The following is a 16,757-nucleotide window of genomic DNA, read 5'->3' on the forward strand; positions in this document are numbered from 1 at the left end:
CGGAATTCCCCGGTCCCCTTCCAAGAGCCAACGTTCACTTCTCACGTCCGCTCAGCGGTGTTAAGGTGCCCGGCATGCTCTCAGCGCGCTCGATCTCCGAGGCCCGCCTGTACATCGAACTGCGTTCTTGTGGGGAGTGCGGCGGCTCTTGGACGGCGCCTCTGCACAGGCTGAACCTCATCGGCGGTCGACCGGTCGCCGTCGACACGGTCGCGTGTTCCTCCTGCGGTCGCCAGGAGCGGTTCGAATTCCTCCTCCCGACGGAAGTGGAGACCGCGTCGGGGTATGGGGGCGCGGACAGCTCACAGATCCTGGACGCCGGAGAATTCCTGTGGGCCAGTGATCACTACGCCGACCTCGCCTTCGACCGGAGGGACGCGGCCACGCCCCAGGAGCGGGCCGCGGTCGCCGAACTCCTGAAACGGTCGGTCAACGCGCTGGAAGAGGTCCTCAAGTTCGTGCCGGGGGATGCTGACCGCGTGCCTTTGGACGACATCACGTCCGACCGGGGGCGTTCTCTCTACGGGAACAACCCCGATCGTTTCCGAGCGGTCCACGTGGAGGCAGAACTGCTGAATCTGTGCCGACTGTGGGATGCCTATGGAGTCCAGGAACCCAGAGGTGCCCACCCCGAGTGATCGACCGGGAGTCCGCGTTCCCAGTGTCCGCCCAGTGGTCGGCGAGAACTCGGGGGCTCCACCCGCGCTCCCCGGGTCAGGTGCCGCGGAGGAACTCCTCCGCCTGGCTGCGCAGCGGTTCGGGGGCGGCGGACCAGACGGGGAAGCTCATCAGCTCGCGCAGCTTGACCGCCTTCACCTCCCGCGGGGCGTCCTTGCTCAGACGAAGGTGGAACCAGGCCTGGTCCAGCTGGTCGAAGGGCAGGTCCCAGGACACACCGACGCCCTCCTCCACGTGGCCGGGCGGCGGGGAGAAGACGGCGACCTCGTCGGCGGTCGCGGCCGGTTCGATCTGGAGGAGGGTGAGGTCGAGCCGTTCGAAGAGGTCGCGGAACAGCGCCCGGTGTCTTTCGACGGTCTCGGTCGAGGGACGTTCTCCCTTGTGGAAGTAGACGGAGAGCAGCCATCCGTCGTCGCCGCTGCGCCCGAGCTCCAGGAGGAGGCGCCGGGCGTCGTCGGTGAAGTACCGGTGCGCGATGCTCGTCGCCGCGCCGTACCCGGCGGTACGGGGCGTGTCCTCGTCGAGCCCGAGCGTCTCGTGGAGCCACCGCACCTGGTCGGTGGTGAGGTCTCCGTAGGCGTGGGCGATGAGTGCGGGCAGGAACACGGGTGGAGTCCCTTCCGTGGTCGGGGCCGTGCGGACCCTCGGGTGGGGCCGCCCCACACACGGGGCAGGGAGTGTGACTGGTCGACTGCCACGCTAGCGTCACGGGACGTTCGGCTGAAGGGCCGGGTGGACCGCGTGATCGAGCAAGAAGGTATCTGGGGTAGCTCTCTTGTCATGACTACCCGCGGGTGCTCGGCTGCCATGAGATGCACTGTGGTCACGCGGGAAGCCTAAGGAAGCTCGGCTTGCACCGCTTTGCCTCCGAGCAGGTCCGGGCTTTCACACTCGAATTGATGCACCATCCCCTCTACCGCCGTGTGTTTTCTCCCGCAGTAGTTCGCAGACTCGTCTGGACCGATATTCGTGGCCTGCTCGTTCTTCTGAAGCGCGAGCACAGAGAGGAGATCGAATGCCCTGTGGCCAGGGTAGCCCTGAGGAGGTGTGGAGGCCTCCACGGTAGTTTCGGGTTATGAGCGGTGACGAGGACGGTGAGGGCCGTTGGGTGGTGCACGGTGAGCGCACCCTGTACGACAACCCGTGGGTGCGGCTGGGTAAGGCCGACATCACCACCCCCTCGGGCAACAGGTTCGAGCACCACACCGTTACTCTGCCCTCGGCCGCGGTGATCGCGATTCTGGACCGCGCTGAAGAGCACGTGCTGATGAGTTACCGTCACCGGTTCGTGCCTGACGTGTGGGGCTGGGAGCTGCCCGGTGGGCTCCTGGATACCGAGGAGACACCGGAACGGACCGCCGTTCGCGAAGCTCTGGAGGAGACCGGCCACCGGGTTGGCACGGTGGAGCACGTGGCCACGTTCGAGCCGATGATCGGCACGGTACGCAGCCCCCACCACGTCTTCGTCGGACGTGACGCCGAACTCGTCGCGGACCCGACCGAGTTCGACGAGGGCGTCTACGAGTGGGTGCCCCTGGCCAAGACTCGCGACCTGGTCTCTGAAGGACGTGTGCAGAGCTCAGGCACTCTCATCGCCCTACTCCACCTGCTCGCCTCCTGACAGCGCTCGTGGTTCCAGTAATCGGGCCAGACGGGCGCGTTGGCGGACCGACCCGGAACGCTTCGACAGCTCGACGGCGCGTCGCGCCTGTCCACTGGCCTGGGTGAGGTCGCCGCAGGCGGCGTAGGCCGTGGCCAGATCGGTGCGCAGACCGGCCTCGGCACGCCCCAGCCCGAGGTGCGCGATGTCCGCCAAAGCCCGGATGAGGTCCTCGATCGCCTCGGGCACACCGAGGCGTGCAAGGCAGTGGCCCCGCCAGCGCAGCAGGTGGGTCCGGTCCAGCATGAGGAATGGCAACGCGGGATCATCCGGCTGGTGGGGGAGAAGAGCGAAAGCCCGTTCCATGGCCTTCTGGGACGCCACCTTCTGCCCCAGACAGGCGTGCACCTCTCCTTCGGCGGCCCACATCCACGAGCGCAGCAACGGGGCAGCGACCCACCGCCGTCTTTGTGCACGGCTCTGAGCACGGTGAGTGCTTCCGGCGCTTGGCCGCTGTCCAACAGTACGTAGATCTGTTCGGCGCTCACGTGGGCCAGGATCACGGGGTCCTGGCTTTCGCGAGCCGCCGCCTTGGCGAGTTCGTAGTACCGCCAGGACGTCGCTGAGCGTCCTGAGTCGAGCGCCTGCCATCCGGTCAGGGACGCTGCTTCGGCCAAGGCGCGGGCCAGTCCGCGCCGTGCGGCCCCCGGGATGGACTGGTGCAGCAGCTCCTCCATTTGCTGGACGTGGGCCTGGCTCTGCGCCAGAAGGTAGTGAGCGCCCAGTTTCCGGTCGATCAGGCGTAGGTTCTGTGTCTGCTCCTCGAACAGGGTGATGAGTGTCTGGTCGATTGAGGCGACCTCCAAGCGTTCCCGCACCTGGTGTGCGAGAGCTGATGTGCCCATCGGATCGACGCGATGACCGGCGACAGACTTCTTCGTGTCCGTGAGCGGCTGTCGGGGTGCCAAGCCGAGCAGGACACGTGAGGGGTCGGGCATGTCGAGCCCGTCGGCGATCCGCTCGATCAGCCGCAGTGAACTGACCGTTCGCCTGCCGCTGAGGATCTCGCTCACCCGTCCCTGTGCGATGCCGGTCACTGAAGCGATCCGTGTCTGGCTCGCACCGTGTCCCTGGGCCAGCCGGAGCAAGCTGGCGATGTCGCGCTCGCGCAGGGCTCGCTGTGTCTCCTGACGTTCCCAGGCCCAGGCCGGGATGGTGATCTGTTCCCAGGAACGACCAGGCATGGATTCCCTTCGGCCGACGCGCGCACGGGGCCCGATTATCTCTGAGGGGGATATCCATCAGGAATGGGAGGAGCGGTGTCCGCAACGGAATCGTCGCCTGTGACGCAACCCCCGCTCCATCGCGAGCGCCGTCACAGGAGCCTGTCCATGGACGTTTCCCGGACCACCGAGCCCGTGCCGACCTACATCGGCACCGACACCACCCTGCGGGTGAAAATCCTCGACGCCTGCGGTATGACCTGCACCTTCTGCCACAACGAGGGCACACCCGTCGTGGTCGACAACCGTAACCGCGGCCCTGGGCCTTTCACTAACTCCGGTACCTCGGGGCGGATGTCGATCTACGCAGCCACCAACGGAGTTGCCTTTCTGCCCGCCACCATCGCGCCTGATGAGAACTTCGCTCATGCTTTGCGGCAGCTAGGCCAGAGCATGGGGTTCACCGAACTCCACCTCACCGGAGGAGAACCCACACTCCATCCGCGCCTGCCCGAGCTGGTCCGTCTGGCCACAGCCGAGGGCTACCGGGTGTGCATGACCTCTAACGGTGAGAACGGGGCCCGACAGATCTCGGCCTGCGCCGGGGCGGGGCTCGACCGTGTCAACTTCTCCGTCTTCGGCACCACACCGGAAGAACTCGCCCGGGTCCAGCACGCCCGTTTCCGCGATCCGGCCAAGGCCGCTACCAAGATCGAGGCCCTGCACGCCTCCATCCAGACCTGCGTCGACCACGGGGTTCGGGCCAGCGCCAACATCGTCGTCATCGACCACACGCACATCGACCGCGTCCACCGGCTCCTGGATACCTACGCCCCCGAACTGTCCGTGCGCTTGCTCAACTCCCTTGATCACGGCCAGGAGTCCATCGACGCCATCCACGAGCTCCTGGCTCAACGCGGTGCCGTCGCCGAGGCCCATCACCTCACTGCCGGAACCTCCGGAGCACGCACCGCCTACCGCATCGGCGGCGGCCAACGCCGTGTCCACGTCAAGTGGATCCGTCCGGTACGCCTGCCCATCACCTGCCAGGGGTGCCGGTTGAACAACGACACCGACTGTCAGGAAGGCTTCTACGGCCTGCGCCTGTACCGCGACCGTCATGGTCGCCACCTGGTGGGTGTGTGCTTGCAACGCATGGACCTGTGCCAGCCGATCGAGGACTTTCTCCGCTCCCCCGTCAAGGACGAGATCCTCCGCCTTCGCCAGACCGACCGTGACAGGCTGGAGGCCGTCCACCGAGCCCCCGCGTCTTCTCCCACCACGACACACAGCACGGAAGGAAACCCGAAGCCATGAGCGCGATCGAGTATGAGGCCAAGGTCCTGGACATCAACGTTGACCAGATGGCCCAACGCATCCTCGACAAGGGCGGCACCGACCTGGGGGAGGTGCTCCAGCGCCGCTACGTCTACGACATCGAACCCGGCGATGCCTCCCGCTGGATACGCCTGCGTGACAACGGAAACCAGGTCACGCTCACGGTCAAGGAGATCGACTCCGACGCCATCGGTGGCACCCGCGAGACCGAGACCACCGTGGGTGACTTCGCTACCGCCAATGCCCTGCTGGGCAAGCTCGGCTATACCCCCAAGGCCTACCAGGAGAACCGCCGCCACAGCTTCACCCTGGACGGGGCGCAACTGGAGATCGACACCTGGCCGCGCATTCCCGCCTACCTGGAGATCGAGGCCGACAGCCGAGCCGAGGTCGTCCGCGTCACGGCCCTACTCGGCTACACCGAGGCGGACCTGACGGGCGAGAACACCACTAAGGTCTATGCGCGCTACGACATCGACCTGGCCACCATCACCGAACTGCGCTTCGGCACGAAGTGAGTTCTCGGCTGTGGTGTGTCCTCGCTTTGTGCGGCGTGGGCAACCACAGCCTCACGCAAGGCATTCCGAGGGCTGCTATTCGCTGTGGTCGGCCTGAGCCAGGGAAATGCGTGACGTTGCCTCGGTTGGTGGGCAAATGCCCGCTTTTGGGTAATTTGTCGACAAAACGAGGAGTTTGAAGTGCCTAAGATGCCCTGAGTACCGTGAGCAAATCATCGCTCTGGCCCGATCCGGCCGCACCCTGAGAGGGAGCCACCACCAGCGACGACAAAGCCGAACTGGCCCGCCTGCGCTGTGAGAACGCCCGATTGCGCGAGAGACGCGAGATCTCGCGCAAGGCTACGACCTTTTTCGCCTGAGGAGTGTCTACGTCACCCCCGGCGATCGAACATGTGCCAACCCGTCCAAGCTCAGTGACTTCGTCTGCCGCTCCACTCCGGGGCTCGTTGGGAGCACGAGCGCCTACCGGGGAACCCACGAGGTAGCACTTTGCTCTAGTAGATGGCGATCGCGTCCACGATCACTGCGGGGCCAGAGATGTAGGCGTACACATCTTCGCTCGGCAAGTCCACAGGCAGTTGCTCTACGAGCTCCTTGACCTGTTCGGCGGCGCTGGCCATCAGGGTGCGGCGCAGCATGTGCTCCCACCCGTGCAACAACCACTCCTCCGAGCTGAAGTACCCCTCGTTCCCAGCGGGAATGAGCTGCCGCACGCTGCCCAGTACCCGAAGGTCTCCTTCTACCCGGTCAGCCGAGGCTTGATCGATGAAGTGGTCCGGCCGCACATTCACGTATACCTGAATCGGGAGGGAAGAGCCCTTCAGCTCCAGCAGAATCGGGACCGGCAACAGCTCGTTCTGCAGGTAGACCCGCTTCAGGGCTTGGGAGACTTCCTCGTCCTCTGCGCTCATTTCGAGCACCGCCCCGATGTCACCTTCGGTGCTGTCCATCAGCATCCGCATGACGTAGAACATCTTGCCGACCAGACTCGCCGCAGTGATGCGGGTCTGCCCGTTCAGTTCGACCACGAGATCCTTGCTCAAGGCATGGGTCTCGTCGGGGCATACGGTCACAGCAGGGCGCTGGATCAGCCCGTCGATGACCTTGCTGACCGTGGCTTTCTCCTTGGGAGCGAGGGTGTAGGTGGACTGCAGCTCCACATCGCTTCCTGCGGCCAGGTTGGCACCGAACCCGGAGATGCCGATCTTGCCGCCTCCGGATCGCTTCCTGACCGCCTTCTCGACGATCTCGGCCTCATGCGGGAAGGGCACGTCGTTGTACTCAGCGTGTGCGAGCAGGGTGTCGGCATCGAGGTAGATCGGATTGCGTAGCGCCATGGTTCAACGTTCGCATGCCTAGGCGACAATCGATGATCCGACGCTGTCGGGTGGAAGACCGGGGGCGGAGTCGACGGGAGCCGCGCGCGTCATGGGCGCACCCCCGTGCGCCCGCTGGTGCACCCTGAACATGAAAACGGCCCCTGGTGTGCGAACGATGTTCGCTGCTCAGCGGCCTTCTTGCGTACGGAGCGGATGACGGGAATCGAACCGCCCACCGCCAGGGCGCTGACCTGTCAAAACACGAGAACCCGCAGGCAGTGGCGCTGCTTGTCACCCCGTTACCCCTGGTTCCCCCACATTGCGCTGACCCCCGTGCGCCCTCCGGGTGCACGACCTTCGCCGTTTTGGTGCGCCCTCGTGGGTGCACCGTAGGTTGAATCACGCCATCTGGGCACTGCATGTAGCGGGCGGGAAGGAGGCGATAGAAGCTTCACGCGACTCATCGGCCTGGAGGGCCAAGAATGCTTTTCATGGCCGATCTCGCATTTCTCCGACCTGCGAGGATGAGATCCGAATCACCATAATCCCCTGTGGGTGTCTCATATTGCCCTCCTCGTGTGGCACACTGGTGCTCATCTGTCCTATTTTTGGGCCGTACTAATCAGCGCGCGCGATCTGAACTTCGATGTACTGTTCAACAGCTCCGCGAACCTGCAGCGCGCCTGTGTGAAGTGTCTTTTATTGATTCTTCAATAGAAGATGACTGGTCCCTATTGATCAAGGAAATGTCGACCTAGCGCTGTAGCTATTTCGGGATAATTAAACCGCAGATTCATGGAAATTTTGACAAAGAACGGAAGTGGATTTAATGCCGATTCGAAATGTGGCATACCTGTCGGAGAGGAAAGTGGAGATGGAATTCATTCATGTTTCGAAGGAGCTCTCCTTGTCCAAGGTTGATGTGAAGCTAAATATGGCCGTGGTGGCCTCTGGTGTTGAGTTCGGCAAGGAGGGAGGGTTCGGTCAGGCGCTGCATGTAAAGTTAGAGGCACTCATTGATCATCTCAGTGCACTCGCGTTCGATTTCGGAGATTCTGACGTAAAACTGGGTTCCTGGATTAGATTTGATTTGACCTTCGACTACGCTACGGGCCATCGCGACAGTAGTCCCGGCGCTCCGAATGATCTGATTTTCTTTGCGGGTTCTGAACTCTCTTCTGTTGGCCCCCCTGTGAAACTGTTGCTTTGTGGTAGTTCGCGTCATGCACGCTTGCTTCGAAGTGAGCCGCTGGGTCATAAGGATGAGCATGATCGTGGCCATGTTGGTTCTAATACCGACTGGATCGATGATGTGGTTATGCAGATCGAGAGGGATGAATCAGAGAATCGATCTATAGCTCCGAAAATCCGCTCGCGAATGACGGAGTCCGAACAAAGGCGGGAGCACTATGACTGGGTTGCTCAACAAGTTCACAGGATCACGGTTCAGGACCATCCTCCTGCGCAGACTGCCGACCTTAAAGGTCTGGCGCAAGTGCTCTGGATTGCTCCCAATGAATATATTGGTTCTGTTGTCCTAGCGACGCCGCTATATTTGGAATATTCTCACAAGAAGAGAACTTTCCGTGAGCGAATGCGTCGTCGGTTTCGGGGTGTCTAAATGCTCAACCCGTGGGTTAGGGTTAATCAATCCGATAGTCTTTGGGGTGGGCTATTGAAGGCGTGAGGAGATCATAGATTTATTGGCATTGGGGATTAATCAGCGGAAGTGGGAATGTAGGCTGCCCATCGCTGGCAGTGGGTCTGAGCGCTGTCACGCAGCGCGCTCTATGACAGCCTCGTCGTGCTCTACTGTGCCGGTGTGAGTACGCGATGGACGATCCACGGCGAGAAGCTGGTGGACGGGAACCGGCACATCCGACTGTCCACGGTCGACGTCACCCTCCCGGACGGGGTGTCCTTCACGCAGTACGTCGTGGCCATGCCCCCGGCGGCGATGACGCTGGTGGTCAATGACCAGCACGAAGTGCTCCTGATGCGGCGGCACCGGTTCATCATCGACCGGTGGGTGTGGGAGCTACCGGGCGGCTACGTGGACGGAGCGGAGGACATCGAGGCTGCGGCGGCGCGTGAGGTCGAGGAGGAAACCGGGTGGCGGCCCCGCTCGATGGAGCACATGGTGACCTTCCAACCCGCGATCGGGTCGGTGGACCAACCCCAGATCATTTACCTGGCACGCGGTGCTGACCTGACGGACACCCCTCCGGACATCAATGAGGCCCAGGAAATTCGCTGGTGGCCGCTGGAAGAGGCGGTGAAGATGATCGACCGTGGGGAGATCGTCGGTGCGTCCACGGTTGTGGCGGTCTACCGGGCGCTCACTCTGGTGTGACCGCTTCCTTGGCGCGCACGGTGAATGGCTCGACTGCGGACGAGCTTTCGTGGGTACCGAGCCGATGGCCCAAGCGGCGTAGGTAGGACAGGACTCGGCGGGACTGCAACCCTTCGGCCAGGGCTTGGCCACCGACCCGAACGGCTTCTTCGGGTTCGGTAGCCGCGTGGGTTGTGGCGAGCATCAGCAGGTTGAACGTGCGGCCGCGGACTTGATCAGTGTTCATCTCCAGGGAGCGTTCCGTGTACGCGGCGGTCTGGGTGTTGTCGTTCAGGGCGAGGAAACAGTGGGCGACCTGGGCCGCAAGGTAGGCCTCATCGAAGTAGGCCAGCCACTCCGGGGCTGTTCGCAGTCGTAGGCCATCCACCCCACGGCCTTGGTGAGTTCGGTCGCCGCTGAGAACAGCTCTCGCCCGATCTCCTCGGTGTAGGTGCCGTGCAGGAGCGGGGTGGCGTTGGCGTCGAGGTACTGCACGACGGTGCTGCGGATGCGACCCCCGCCCACGCGGTTGTCGAGGTCAGGGAAGGCCGGGCGATGACCACATTGCCCCCGAGGCCCGACCTCTACGGAAAGAGCGTCACGCCCGGCCCGCCACGCCCGCTGACGGTTCCTGCGCCTGGAGCGCACCTGGCCATGGGTACAGGCGTTCACCACGGTGATCCGAAGTGTCCACGCCGTCGCCGAGCGCGCCAACACACTGCTCCGGCTCGAACACGGCCGCACCGCCTGAACAGAGATCACCAACCGTCACGAGACGTTACCGAGAACGGTTCAATGCTGACTCAAGCTCTGCCACACCACTGCGGTAGTAAGCAAGGCGCGTGTTGATCGCTTCACGGTGGAAGCGCTCAGGCGATTCCTCTCTGAGGGATCTTCCCAGGTCAGAGAAGAACGCACTTTCCGGAACCTCGTCAGCCCTTTCCGGAATGAACTTCAGGACCTCTTCAAGCATGACGACCGCACGCTGCATGAGGGAACGGGCCACACGGAGTTCCTCCTTCGAGAGACCCGTGACATCCACCGGGACTTCCGACGCTCCTCTGTCACCGAGCCGCAGGAACTCTCCCGGATCGATGATGCTTGATGGCGTACTTCCACCGATCGCCGGGTAACCTGCTCGTTCTCTGGTCTCGAGTTCGAACTCATACCGACCTGACCCGGAACAGCGTCCGCACTGCCCCTCGTAGACAGCGACGAACACTCCGTCACGCTTCTCCAGCCAGTGATCTACCTGATCCAGGATGGGGTAATCGCATGAGCACAGGTGAAGCTGTAGATAGAGGCGGGCCTCTCGGATGGATCGCGCGTACAGCATGGTCGCGATACTAATCGGGGATCGTCCCTGTCGACGACTGGTGTCCGGTCATAACGGTGACAGGGAATCGGTGGCCGCGCGAACCTCGACGCGCGGCGCGGAGGTGGCGACGCAGTGTTCACTCGAAGGGGGCGTCGTGCCCGAACGAGACCCTGTGGCGATACGGCCCGCGGCTAAGGATCGGCTCCCCCGGATCGTGAGGGAAGAGTTCGGCGAAGCCTTTCGGCAGATCGAAATGAAACGTGAGGGTCGGCGCGAATTCTTCGCTCTCGGCGACTCGAACAACACCCCCTTCACGATCCGTGTTGACGCGGGACCACTTCCGGACAACGAGCTCGTCCGCGTTTACGGGAACACGTCCTCGGACAACCATGTCATTCTGCTCTCCGATCAACTGGATATCTGGACCGAGATCGGGTTCTGCTGGGCGACGAGGTTGGCGAAGGGCGCTTCGAGGCCCATGCCACCGACCACGGGCTGATGGTCGGTATGGGAGGCACGGGCGCTTCAGTAGTTGAAGCCAGCCTCCAGGAGAACCCGAACGCCCGTGTCACGACTCTGGGAGGCGAACCCGCGTTCGTGCTCCAGAACGCCGTTCGGCTCAAGGAGCTGCCAGAGCGGCACGGCCTCTACGGCGACGGGCGTCTGCCGAAGATCGATGGTCGGCTCTCGTCACTGGACGCGCCACCGGACCGGATGGCCGTCCGCGGGTTCACGTTGAGGCTGTGGACACGAAGACGGCCCCTGGCGCGCGAACCGTGTTCGCTGCTCAGGGGCCGTCTTGCTTACGGAGCGGATGACGGGAATCGAACCCGCGTTATCAGCTTGGGAAGCTGAAGTTCTACCATTGAACTACATCCGCGTCGGGACGCCCGAGGGGCTGTCCAACGCTGGCTATCCTAGCCCAACTCCGGGCCCGGAAGGCAAGTCGGCGGGGTGAGCGGTGCTGCGGACGGCGTGTTCTCGCAGGCGGTAAGTTCGGAGCGTGCTGCTCTCCGATCGCGATATCAGGTCAGAAATCGACTCCGGGCGGGTCCGGATCGATCCCTTCGAACCCTCCCTCGTCCAGCCGTCGAGCATCGACGTCCGCCTCGACCGGTTCTTTCGGGTCTTCGAGAACCACAAGTACCCCCACATCGACCCCTCTGTGGAGCAGCCGGACCTGACCCGGCTGGTCGAGACCGACGGGGAGGAGGCGTTCATCCTTCACCCCGGCGAGTTCGTGCTGGCCTCCACCTACGAGGTGGTGACGCTGCCGGACGACATCGCGAGCCGGTTGGAGGGCAAGAGCTCCCTGGGGCGGCTGGGGTTGCTGACGCACTCCACGGCCGGGTTCATCGACCCCGGTTTCTCCGGGCACGTCACCCTGGAGCTGTCCAACGTGGCCACGCTCCCGATCAAGCTCTACCCGGGGATGAAGATTGGTCAGCTGTGCATGTTCCGGCTGACCTCGCCCGCGGAGCGCCCCTATGGTTCGGCGGCGTACGGGTCCCGGTACCAGGGCCAGCGCGGGCCCACTCCGTCGCGGTCGCACCAGAACTTCGTGCGGACCCGGATCGTCGAGGGGTAGCCGGGCGGGGGCCCTCTGGATCACCGGAGGGCGCTTACGGTACGGTCATGTACTGACACGTTCTGTCGCATTTACCCTCTGTCTCGTGAATGTGATGCAGCTCACCCTCGCGTGGCTAGTGGCATAGATCACATATGGACGTTTTCCGACGTCGGCATCCCGTGTCACAGGTCGGCGGACGGGTTTTATGGCGCCTAAACCTGTTATCTGGTAGTGACATGCCGCCTGAACTGTGTGTTCATATCTCGGTAAGGTTGCGCCCCGACGTGAACCAGGTAGTGGTTTCGCCCGATTCGGGTGCGCACGGAGGGGGCTCTGCGCGGACCGGCTACCTGAAGTAGCCGCGGGCCGTGCGTGGGGTGATCACATCCCGCTCGGCCTCGCGCCAGGGACAGCCCCCTTGAGGAGACCGTGCCAGTAGTACGCGCAGACCACCTGTACAAGGTGTTCGGTAGGCAGTCGAAGGCGGCCGTCGAACGGCTTGCCGACGGCAGCCACCGCGACACCATCGCCGACCTCGACGTGACCGCTGCCGTCATCGACGTGTCCTTCGAGGTCCAACCCGGCGAGATCTTCGTCGTCATGGGCCTGTCGGGATCGGGGAAGTCCACCCTGATCCGCATGCTCAACGGACTTCTCGACGCCACGTCCGGATCGGTCGAGATCGACGGCGTCGACATCACCACCCTGAGCCACAAGAACCTGCTGAAGCTGCGCGGCGAGAAGATCAGCATGGTCTTCCAGCACTTCGCCCTGCTGCCGCACCGCACGGTTCTGGAGAACGCCGCCTACGGGCTGGAGCTGCGCGGCCTCCCGCGCGCCGAGCGTTTCGCCAAGGCCAAGGAGACCCTCGCCCTCGTGGGGCTGGAGGGGTGGGAGGACAAGCTCCCGCAGCAGCTTTCGGGCGGTATGCAGCAGCGCGTGGGCCTGGCCCGCGCCCTGGCGGCCGACACCGACATCATCCTGATGGACGAGGCCTTCAGCGCCCTGGACCCGCTGATCCGTCGCGACATGCAGACGCAGCTCCTGGAGCTCCAGGCGACGCTGGGCAAGACCATCATCTTCATCACGCACGACCTCAACGAGGCCATGCGCCTCGGTGACCGGATCTGCGTGCTCCGCGACGGCCGGGTGGCCCAGATCGGTGAGGCCTCGGAGATCCTGAACTCTCCCGCGAACGAGTACGTCGAGCGCTTCGTCGAGGACGTCGACCGCAGCCGCGTGCTCACGGCGGCCGGGGCCCTGGCGGCTGTCGCCGTCGACGCCGACGCCCCCGAGGTCGCCGCTGACACCCTGGTCGCCGACCTGTTCACCAGCGTCGCCACCGAGAACCGCCTCCGCGTCGTCTCGGGCGATGGAGAGGTGCTGGGCATGGTCACCCGCGAGTCCGTGCTCGCCGCGCTGGTGCAGGGTGAGACCGCGGAGGTGGCCCAGTGACCCCGGTCGACTTCCCTCCGTCGCTGCCCATCGGTGACGGCTTCGAGGCCGTCAACTCCTGGCTGAAGAGCAACTTCGGCCTGTTCTTCGACCTCACCGGCGACTTCATCCGCTGGGCGGTCTCCGTCCTGTCCGGGTTCTTCGTGGACCCCGCGGCCGGTCAGCTCGCCTTCCTCGCGGCCGTGATCATCGCGGTCCCGTTGGTGCGCGCCCGCCGGGTCCCGTTGCTCGCCATCGTCGTGGTGGTCTCGCTCCTGTACATCGCCGAGGCCCAGTTCGCGCTGGTGACGGGCTTCGTCAACAGCGTGCCGGGGCTCTTCCGCTGGGCGATGGGCGTGTTCGACACGAACATCGAGCCCACCTTCGTCGTCTCGCTGGTCTTCCTGATCGCGACGGCGGTGCTGGGCGTGGTGGACCAGGCCAACCGCGTGCGCACGGGGATCGTCGCGGGCGGATGGCTGGTTCTGGTGCTGCTGGGCTGGCTGGTCCTGCCCGCGCTGGTCACCAACCCGATGTCGGTGCTGATGATCCTGCTGCTGAGCCTGCTCGCGCTCTCGGTGGCCGGATGGCGTCTGGGCGTCTTCGCGCTGGTCGCGCTGACCGTGGTGGCGTCCGTGGGCCAGTGGTCCAACGCCATGGACACCCTCGGCCTCGTGCTGGTGGCCAGCATGATCGCGGTGGTCATCGCGATCCCCATCGGCATCCTGGCCGCCTACAACGACGTCGTCAGCAAGGTCACCAAGCCCGTCCTGGACCTCATGCAGACGCTTCCGGCGTTCGTCTACCTGATCCCGGCGATCTTCTTCTTCTCCATCGGCGCGGTGCCCGGTGTGGTCGCGACCATCGTGTTCGCGATGCCGCCCGGTGTGCGCCTGACCGAGCTGGGCATCCGCCAGATCGACAAGGAGCTGGTCGAGGCGGGCGAGGCCTTCGGCGCCCCCAGGCACAAGATCCTCACCGGTATCCAGCTGCCGCTCGCCCTGCCGACGATCATGGCCGGCGTGAACCAGGTGATCATGCTGGGCCTGTCCATGGTCGTCATCGCGGGCATGGTCGGCGCCGGCGGTCTCGGCAGCCAGGTGTACCAGGGCATCACCCGCAACGACGGTGCGCTCGGCTTCGAGGCCGGTATCGCCGTGGTGATCCTGGCGATCTTCCTGGACCGCCTGACCGCCGCCGTCACCCGCAAGAGTCCCCAGGCCAGGGTCGGCAGTGCGTCCTGACACCGGTCTTTTCCCCGTAGTCCTGATGGAAGGAATCCAGATGAACAGCCGTAAGCGCATGATGGCCCTGGCCGCGGCAGGTATGAGCGGTGTGCTCCTGCTGACCGCCTGTGGCGGTGACGGCGAGGACCTGACCGGCGGCTCCGATGACGCGGCGCAGGACACCGGCGCGGGTACCGCCGACGACCTCAAGGACGTCAACATCGCGCTGATCGCCTGGGAGGAGGCGATCGCGGTCACCCACATGTGGGAGGTCATCCTGGAGGAGAAGGGCTACAACGTGGACGTCACCGACGTCGACGTGGCCCCGATGTACCAGGGCGCCGCCAACGGCGACGTCGACCTGTTCCTCGACACCTGGCTCCCCGCCACCCACCAGCAGTACTGGGACGACTACGGGGACCAGCTGGAGGACCTGGGCTCCTGGTACGACAACGCGATCCTGACGCTGACCGTCCCCACCTACATGGAGGACGTCAACTCGATCCCGGACCTGCTCGACCACGCGGACGACCTGGACAACCGCATCGTCGGGATCGACCCGGGCGCCGGCCTCACCGACACCACCCAGAACTCGGCCATGCCGGGCTACGGGCTGGACGACGACTTCGAGCTGGTGACCTCCTCCGGCGCGGCGATGCTCGCGGAGCTGGACTCGGCGATCGCCGACGAGGAGCCCATCGTCGTCACCCTGTGGCGTCCGCACCCGGCCTACGCCAAGCACGACCTCAAGGACCTCGAGGACCCCGAGGGCCTCATGGGTGACGCCGAGACGATCCACGCGGTCGGCCGTGACGGTTTCGGCTCGGACTACCCGCAGCTCTCCGCCTGGCTGGAGGACTGGAGCATGAGCGACGACGAGCTCGCCTCCCTGGAGGCGCTGACCGTCGGCGACGACGTCGACGACCCCGAGGCCGGGGCGCGCGAGTGGCTCTCCGAGAACCCCGAGTTCCTGGAGCGCACCCTCGGCGACGACGCCCAGGGCCTCGAGTTCTAGGACTCACGGTGTGTCCCCTGTCACGGGGTGTACCGAATGCCCGTTCTGTCGGGTAGACATACGATGACGGCCGCCTTCACCGCGTGTGGGGGCGGCCGTCGTCTGGGTGAGGTTCCGGAACCGCGCCGACGGCCCCCATGGGGTGCCCCTCACGTCGGCCGGTTCCGCGTGTGTGCGTACGGGGGGAACGAGGACATGAGGGTCGGTCGTGGACGAGGGACGGCGCTGGCGTCCGCCGGGCTGGGCGGTGCGCTCCTGCTCTCCGCCTGTTCGGGGGGCCCGGCCGGAGGCGGCTCCGAGGCGGGCGAGGACCTGCGGGAGGTCAACATCGCGTTGATCGCCTGGGAGGAGGCCGTGGCGGTCACCCACATGTGGGAGGCCATCCTGGAGGAGAAGGGCTACGACGTGACGGTCACCGAGGTCGACGTGGCCCCGGCCTTCCAGGGGGTGGCCGACGGCGAGCTCGACCTGTACCTGGACATGTGGCTTCCGGTCACGCACCACGAGTACATGGAGCGGCACCGGGACAGTATCGAGAGCCTGGGCTCCTGGTACGACAACGCCGTCCTCACCCTCGCGGTACCGGAGTACGTGGAGGACGTGCGGTCGATCGACGACCTCCCCGCGCACGCGGACGCGCTGGGCGGCTCGATCGTGGGCATCGAACCGGACGCCGGTCTGACCCAGGTCACCCGTGACCAGGCCATGCCGCTGTACGGGTTGGACGAGGGTTTCGAGCTGGAGACGTCGTCGGGCGCGGGGATGATGGAGCGGCTGGACGGCGCGATCGCCGAGGAGCGGCCCGTCGTCGTGACGCTGTGGCGCCCGCACCCCGCGTACGCGCAGTACGACCTGCGTGACCTGGAGGACCCGCAGGGCGGTATGGGCGGCACCGAGGGGCTGCACTCGATCGGGCGCGCGGGGTTCGGCGAGGACTACCCCGAGCTGGCCGGGTGGCTGCGCGACTGGTCGATGGACGACGACGAGCTGGCGTCCCTGGAGGCGCTCACGGTCGGCCCCGGGGTCGACGACCCCGAGGCCGGGGCGCGCGAGTGGCTCTCCCAGAACCCGCTGTTCCTGGAGCGCACGCTGATGGACGCGGCCGAGGGTCTGGAGTTCTGACCGGACGGTCCACCGGAGACAGCGGAAGGGGCCGACTCCCCTCGGGGAGTCGGCCCCTTCCGTG

General features: G+C 65.0%; 17 protein-coding genes, 1 tRNA gene and 1 pseudogene. 12 read left to right on the forward strand and 7 right to left on the reverse strand.

Features of this window, described 5'->3' with window-relative positions; translation table 11 throughout:
• The first annotated feature begins 74 nt into the window (after positions 1-74).
• Positions 75-638: a hypothetical protein gene (locus ACFYL4_RS14930; protein WP_387518790.1), complete on the forward strand. Its 564-nt coding sequence runs from the start codon at positions 75-77 to the stop codon at positions 636-638.
• 76 nt (positions 639-714) lie between these two features.
• Here the strand turns inward: ACFYL4_RS14930 and ACFYL4_RS14935 are convergent, their stop codons facing one another.
• Positions 715-1,284 (reverse strand): hypothetical protein, encoded by a 570-nt coding sequence (locus ACFYL4_RS14935; RefSeq protein ID WP_387518792.1) that lies wholly within the window; start codon positions 1,282-1,284, stop codon positions 715-717.
• A gap of 469 nt (positions 1,285-1,753) precedes the next feature.
• Here ACFYL4_RS14935 and ACFYL4_RS14940 point away from each other — a divergent pair, with 469 nt between their 5' ends.
• Positions 1,754-2,299, forward strand: a complete 546-nt coding sequence (locus tag ACFYL4_RS14940) for an NUDIX hydrolase (protein WP_387518794.1) — start codon at positions 1,754-1,756, stop codon at positions 2,297-2,299.
• Here the strand turns inward: ACFYL4_RS14940 and ACFYL4_RS14945 are convergent.
• Both ACFYL4_RS14945 and ACFYL4_RS14950 read right to left on the reverse strand, forming a co-directional pair.
• Positions 2,276-2,596 (reverse strand): hypothetical protein, encoded by a 321-nt coding sequence (locus tag ACFYL4_RS14945; RefSeq protein ID WP_387518828.1) that lies wholly within the window; start codon positions 2,594-2,596, stop codon positions 2,276-2,278. The genes ACFYL4_RS14940 and ACFYL4_RS14945 overlap by 24 nt on opposite strands.
• 722 nt (positions 2,597-3,318) lie before the next feature.
• Positions 3,319-3,522: pseudogene (locus ACFYL4_RS14950) on the reverse strand (XRE family transcriptional regulator); the annotation flags it as partial.
• A 147-nt stretch (positions 3,523-3,669) separates the two neighbouring features.
• On the opposite strand from ACFYL4_RS14950, the gene ACFYL4_RS14955 reads away from it, so the two are divergent.
• Positions 3,670-4,818, forward strand: a complete 1,149-nt coding sequence (locus ACFYL4_RS14955; protein WP_387518795.1) for a radical SAM protein — start codon at positions 3,670-3,672, stop codon at positions 4,816-4,818.
• Positions 4,815-5,357 (forward strand): class IV adenylate cyclase, encoded by a 543-nt coding sequence (locus ACFYL4_RS14960; RefSeq protein ID WP_387518796.1) that lies wholly within the window; start codon positions 4,815-4,817, stop codon positions 5,355-5,357. The genes ACFYL4_RS14955 and ACFYL4_RS14960 overlap by 4 nt, the downstream gene beginning before the upstream one ends.
• A gap of 494 nt (positions 5,358-5,851) precedes the next feature.
• On the opposite strand, the gene ACFYL4_RS14965 is transcribed toward ACFYL4_RS14960, so the two are convergent.
• Complete coding sequence (locus ACFYL4_RS14965) at positions 5,852-6,694, reverse strand: hypothetical protein (protein WP_387518797.1); 843 nt, start codon at positions 6,692-6,694, stop codon at positions 5,852-5,854.
• A gap of 811 nt (positions 6,695-7,505) precedes the next feature.
• Here ACFYL4_RS14965 and ACFYL4_RS14970 point away from each other — a divergent pair.
• Positions 7,506-8,297, forward strand: a complete 792-nt coding sequence (locus ACFYL4_RS14970) for an SAVMC3_10250 family protein (RefSeq protein ID WP_387518825.1) — start codon at positions 7,506-7,508, stop codon at positions 8,295-8,297.
• 201 nt (positions 8,298-8,498) lie between these two features.
• Positions 8,499-9,029 (forward strand): NUDIX hydrolase, encoded by a 531-nt coding sequence (locus ACFYL4_RS14975; protein ID WP_387518798.1) that lies wholly within the window; start codon positions 8,499-8,501, stop codon positions 9,027-9,029.
• On the opposite strand, the gene ACFYL4_RS14980 is transcribed toward ACFYL4_RS14975, so the two are convergent.
• Together ACFYL4_RS14980 and ACFYL4_RS14985 are read right to left on the reverse strand one after the other, a co-directional pair.
• Positions 9,016-9,396, reverse strand: coding sequence for a hypothetical protein (locus ACFYL4_RS14980; RefSeq protein WP_387518799.1), 381 nt, complete (start codon positions 9,394-9,396; stop codon positions 9,016-9,018). The genes ACFYL4_RS14975 and ACFYL4_RS14980 overlap by 14 nt on opposite strands.
• Positions 9,397-9,786: 390 nt before the next feature.
• Complete coding sequence (locus ACFYL4_RS14985) at positions 9,787-10,344, reverse strand: hypothetical protein (RefSeq protein WP_387518800.1); 558 nt, start codon at positions 10,342-10,344, stop codon at positions 9,787-9,789.
• Between the two features lie 136 nt (positions 10,345-10,480).
• Here ACFYL4_RS14985 and ACFYL4_RS14990 point away from each other — a divergent pair, with 136 nt between their 5' ends.
• Positions 10,481-10,825 carry a hypothetical protein gene (locus ACFYL4_RS14990; RefSeq protein WP_387518801.1) on the forward strand — a complete coding sequence of 115 codons (345 nt, stop codon included), beginning with the start codon at positions 10,481-10,483 and terminating at the stop codon, positions 10,823-10,825.
• Positions 10,826-11,135: 310 nt separating this feature from the next.
• On the opposite strand, the gene ACFYL4_RS14995 is transcribed toward ACFYL4_RS14990, so the two are convergent.
• Positions 11,136-11,206 (reverse strand) — tRNA-Gly (locus ACFYL4_RS14995).
• Between the two features lie 123 nt (positions 11,207-11,329).
• Between ACFYL4_RS14995 and dcd the strand changes: the two genes are divergently transcribed.
• The 5 genes from dcd (at position 11,330) to ACFYL4_RS15020 (ending at position 16,693) form a co-directional block, all read left to right on the forward strand.
• Entirely contained in the window at positions 11,330-11,914 is a 585-nt protein-coding gene (dcd, locus tag ACFYL4_RS15000) for a dCTP deaminase (RefSeq protein WP_357763884.1), read from the forward strand.
• A gap of 411 nt (positions 11,915-12,325) precedes the next feature.
• Positions 12,326-13,351, forward strand: a complete 1,026-nt coding sequence (locus ACFYL4_RS15005) for a glycine betaine/L-proline ABC transporter ATP-binding protein (RefSeq protein WP_357763882.1) — start codon at positions 12,326-12,328, stop codon at positions 13,349-13,351.
• Positions 13,348-14,574 (forward strand): ABC transporter permease, encoded by a 1,227-nt coding sequence (locus tag ACFYL4_RS15010; protein WP_387518802.1) that lies wholly within the window; start codon positions 13,348-13,350, stop codon positions 14,572-14,574. The genes ACFYL4_RS15005 and ACFYL4_RS15010 overlap by 4 nt, the downstream gene beginning before the upstream one ends.
• Before the next feature lie 40 nt (positions 14,575-14,614).
• Positions 14,615-15,571, forward strand: a complete 957-nt coding sequence (locus tag ACFYL4_RS15015) for a glycine betaine ABC transporter substrate-binding protein (protein WP_387518803.1) — start codon at positions 14,615-14,617, stop codon at positions 15,569-15,571.
• A 195-nt stretch (positions 15,572-15,766) separates the two neighbouring features.
• Entirely contained in the window at positions 15,767-16,693 is a 927-nt protein-coding gene (locus tag ACFYL4_RS15020; protein ID WP_387518804.1) for a glycine betaine ABC transporter substrate-binding protein, read from the forward strand.
• The last annotated feature ends 64 nt before the right edge of the window (positions 16,694-16,757 follow it).

It is taken from the genome of Nocardiopsis sp. NPDC006938, from assembly GCF_042869555.1.
GTDB lineage: Bacteria > Actinomycetota > Actinomycetes > Streptosporangiales > Streptosporangiaceae > Nocardiopsis.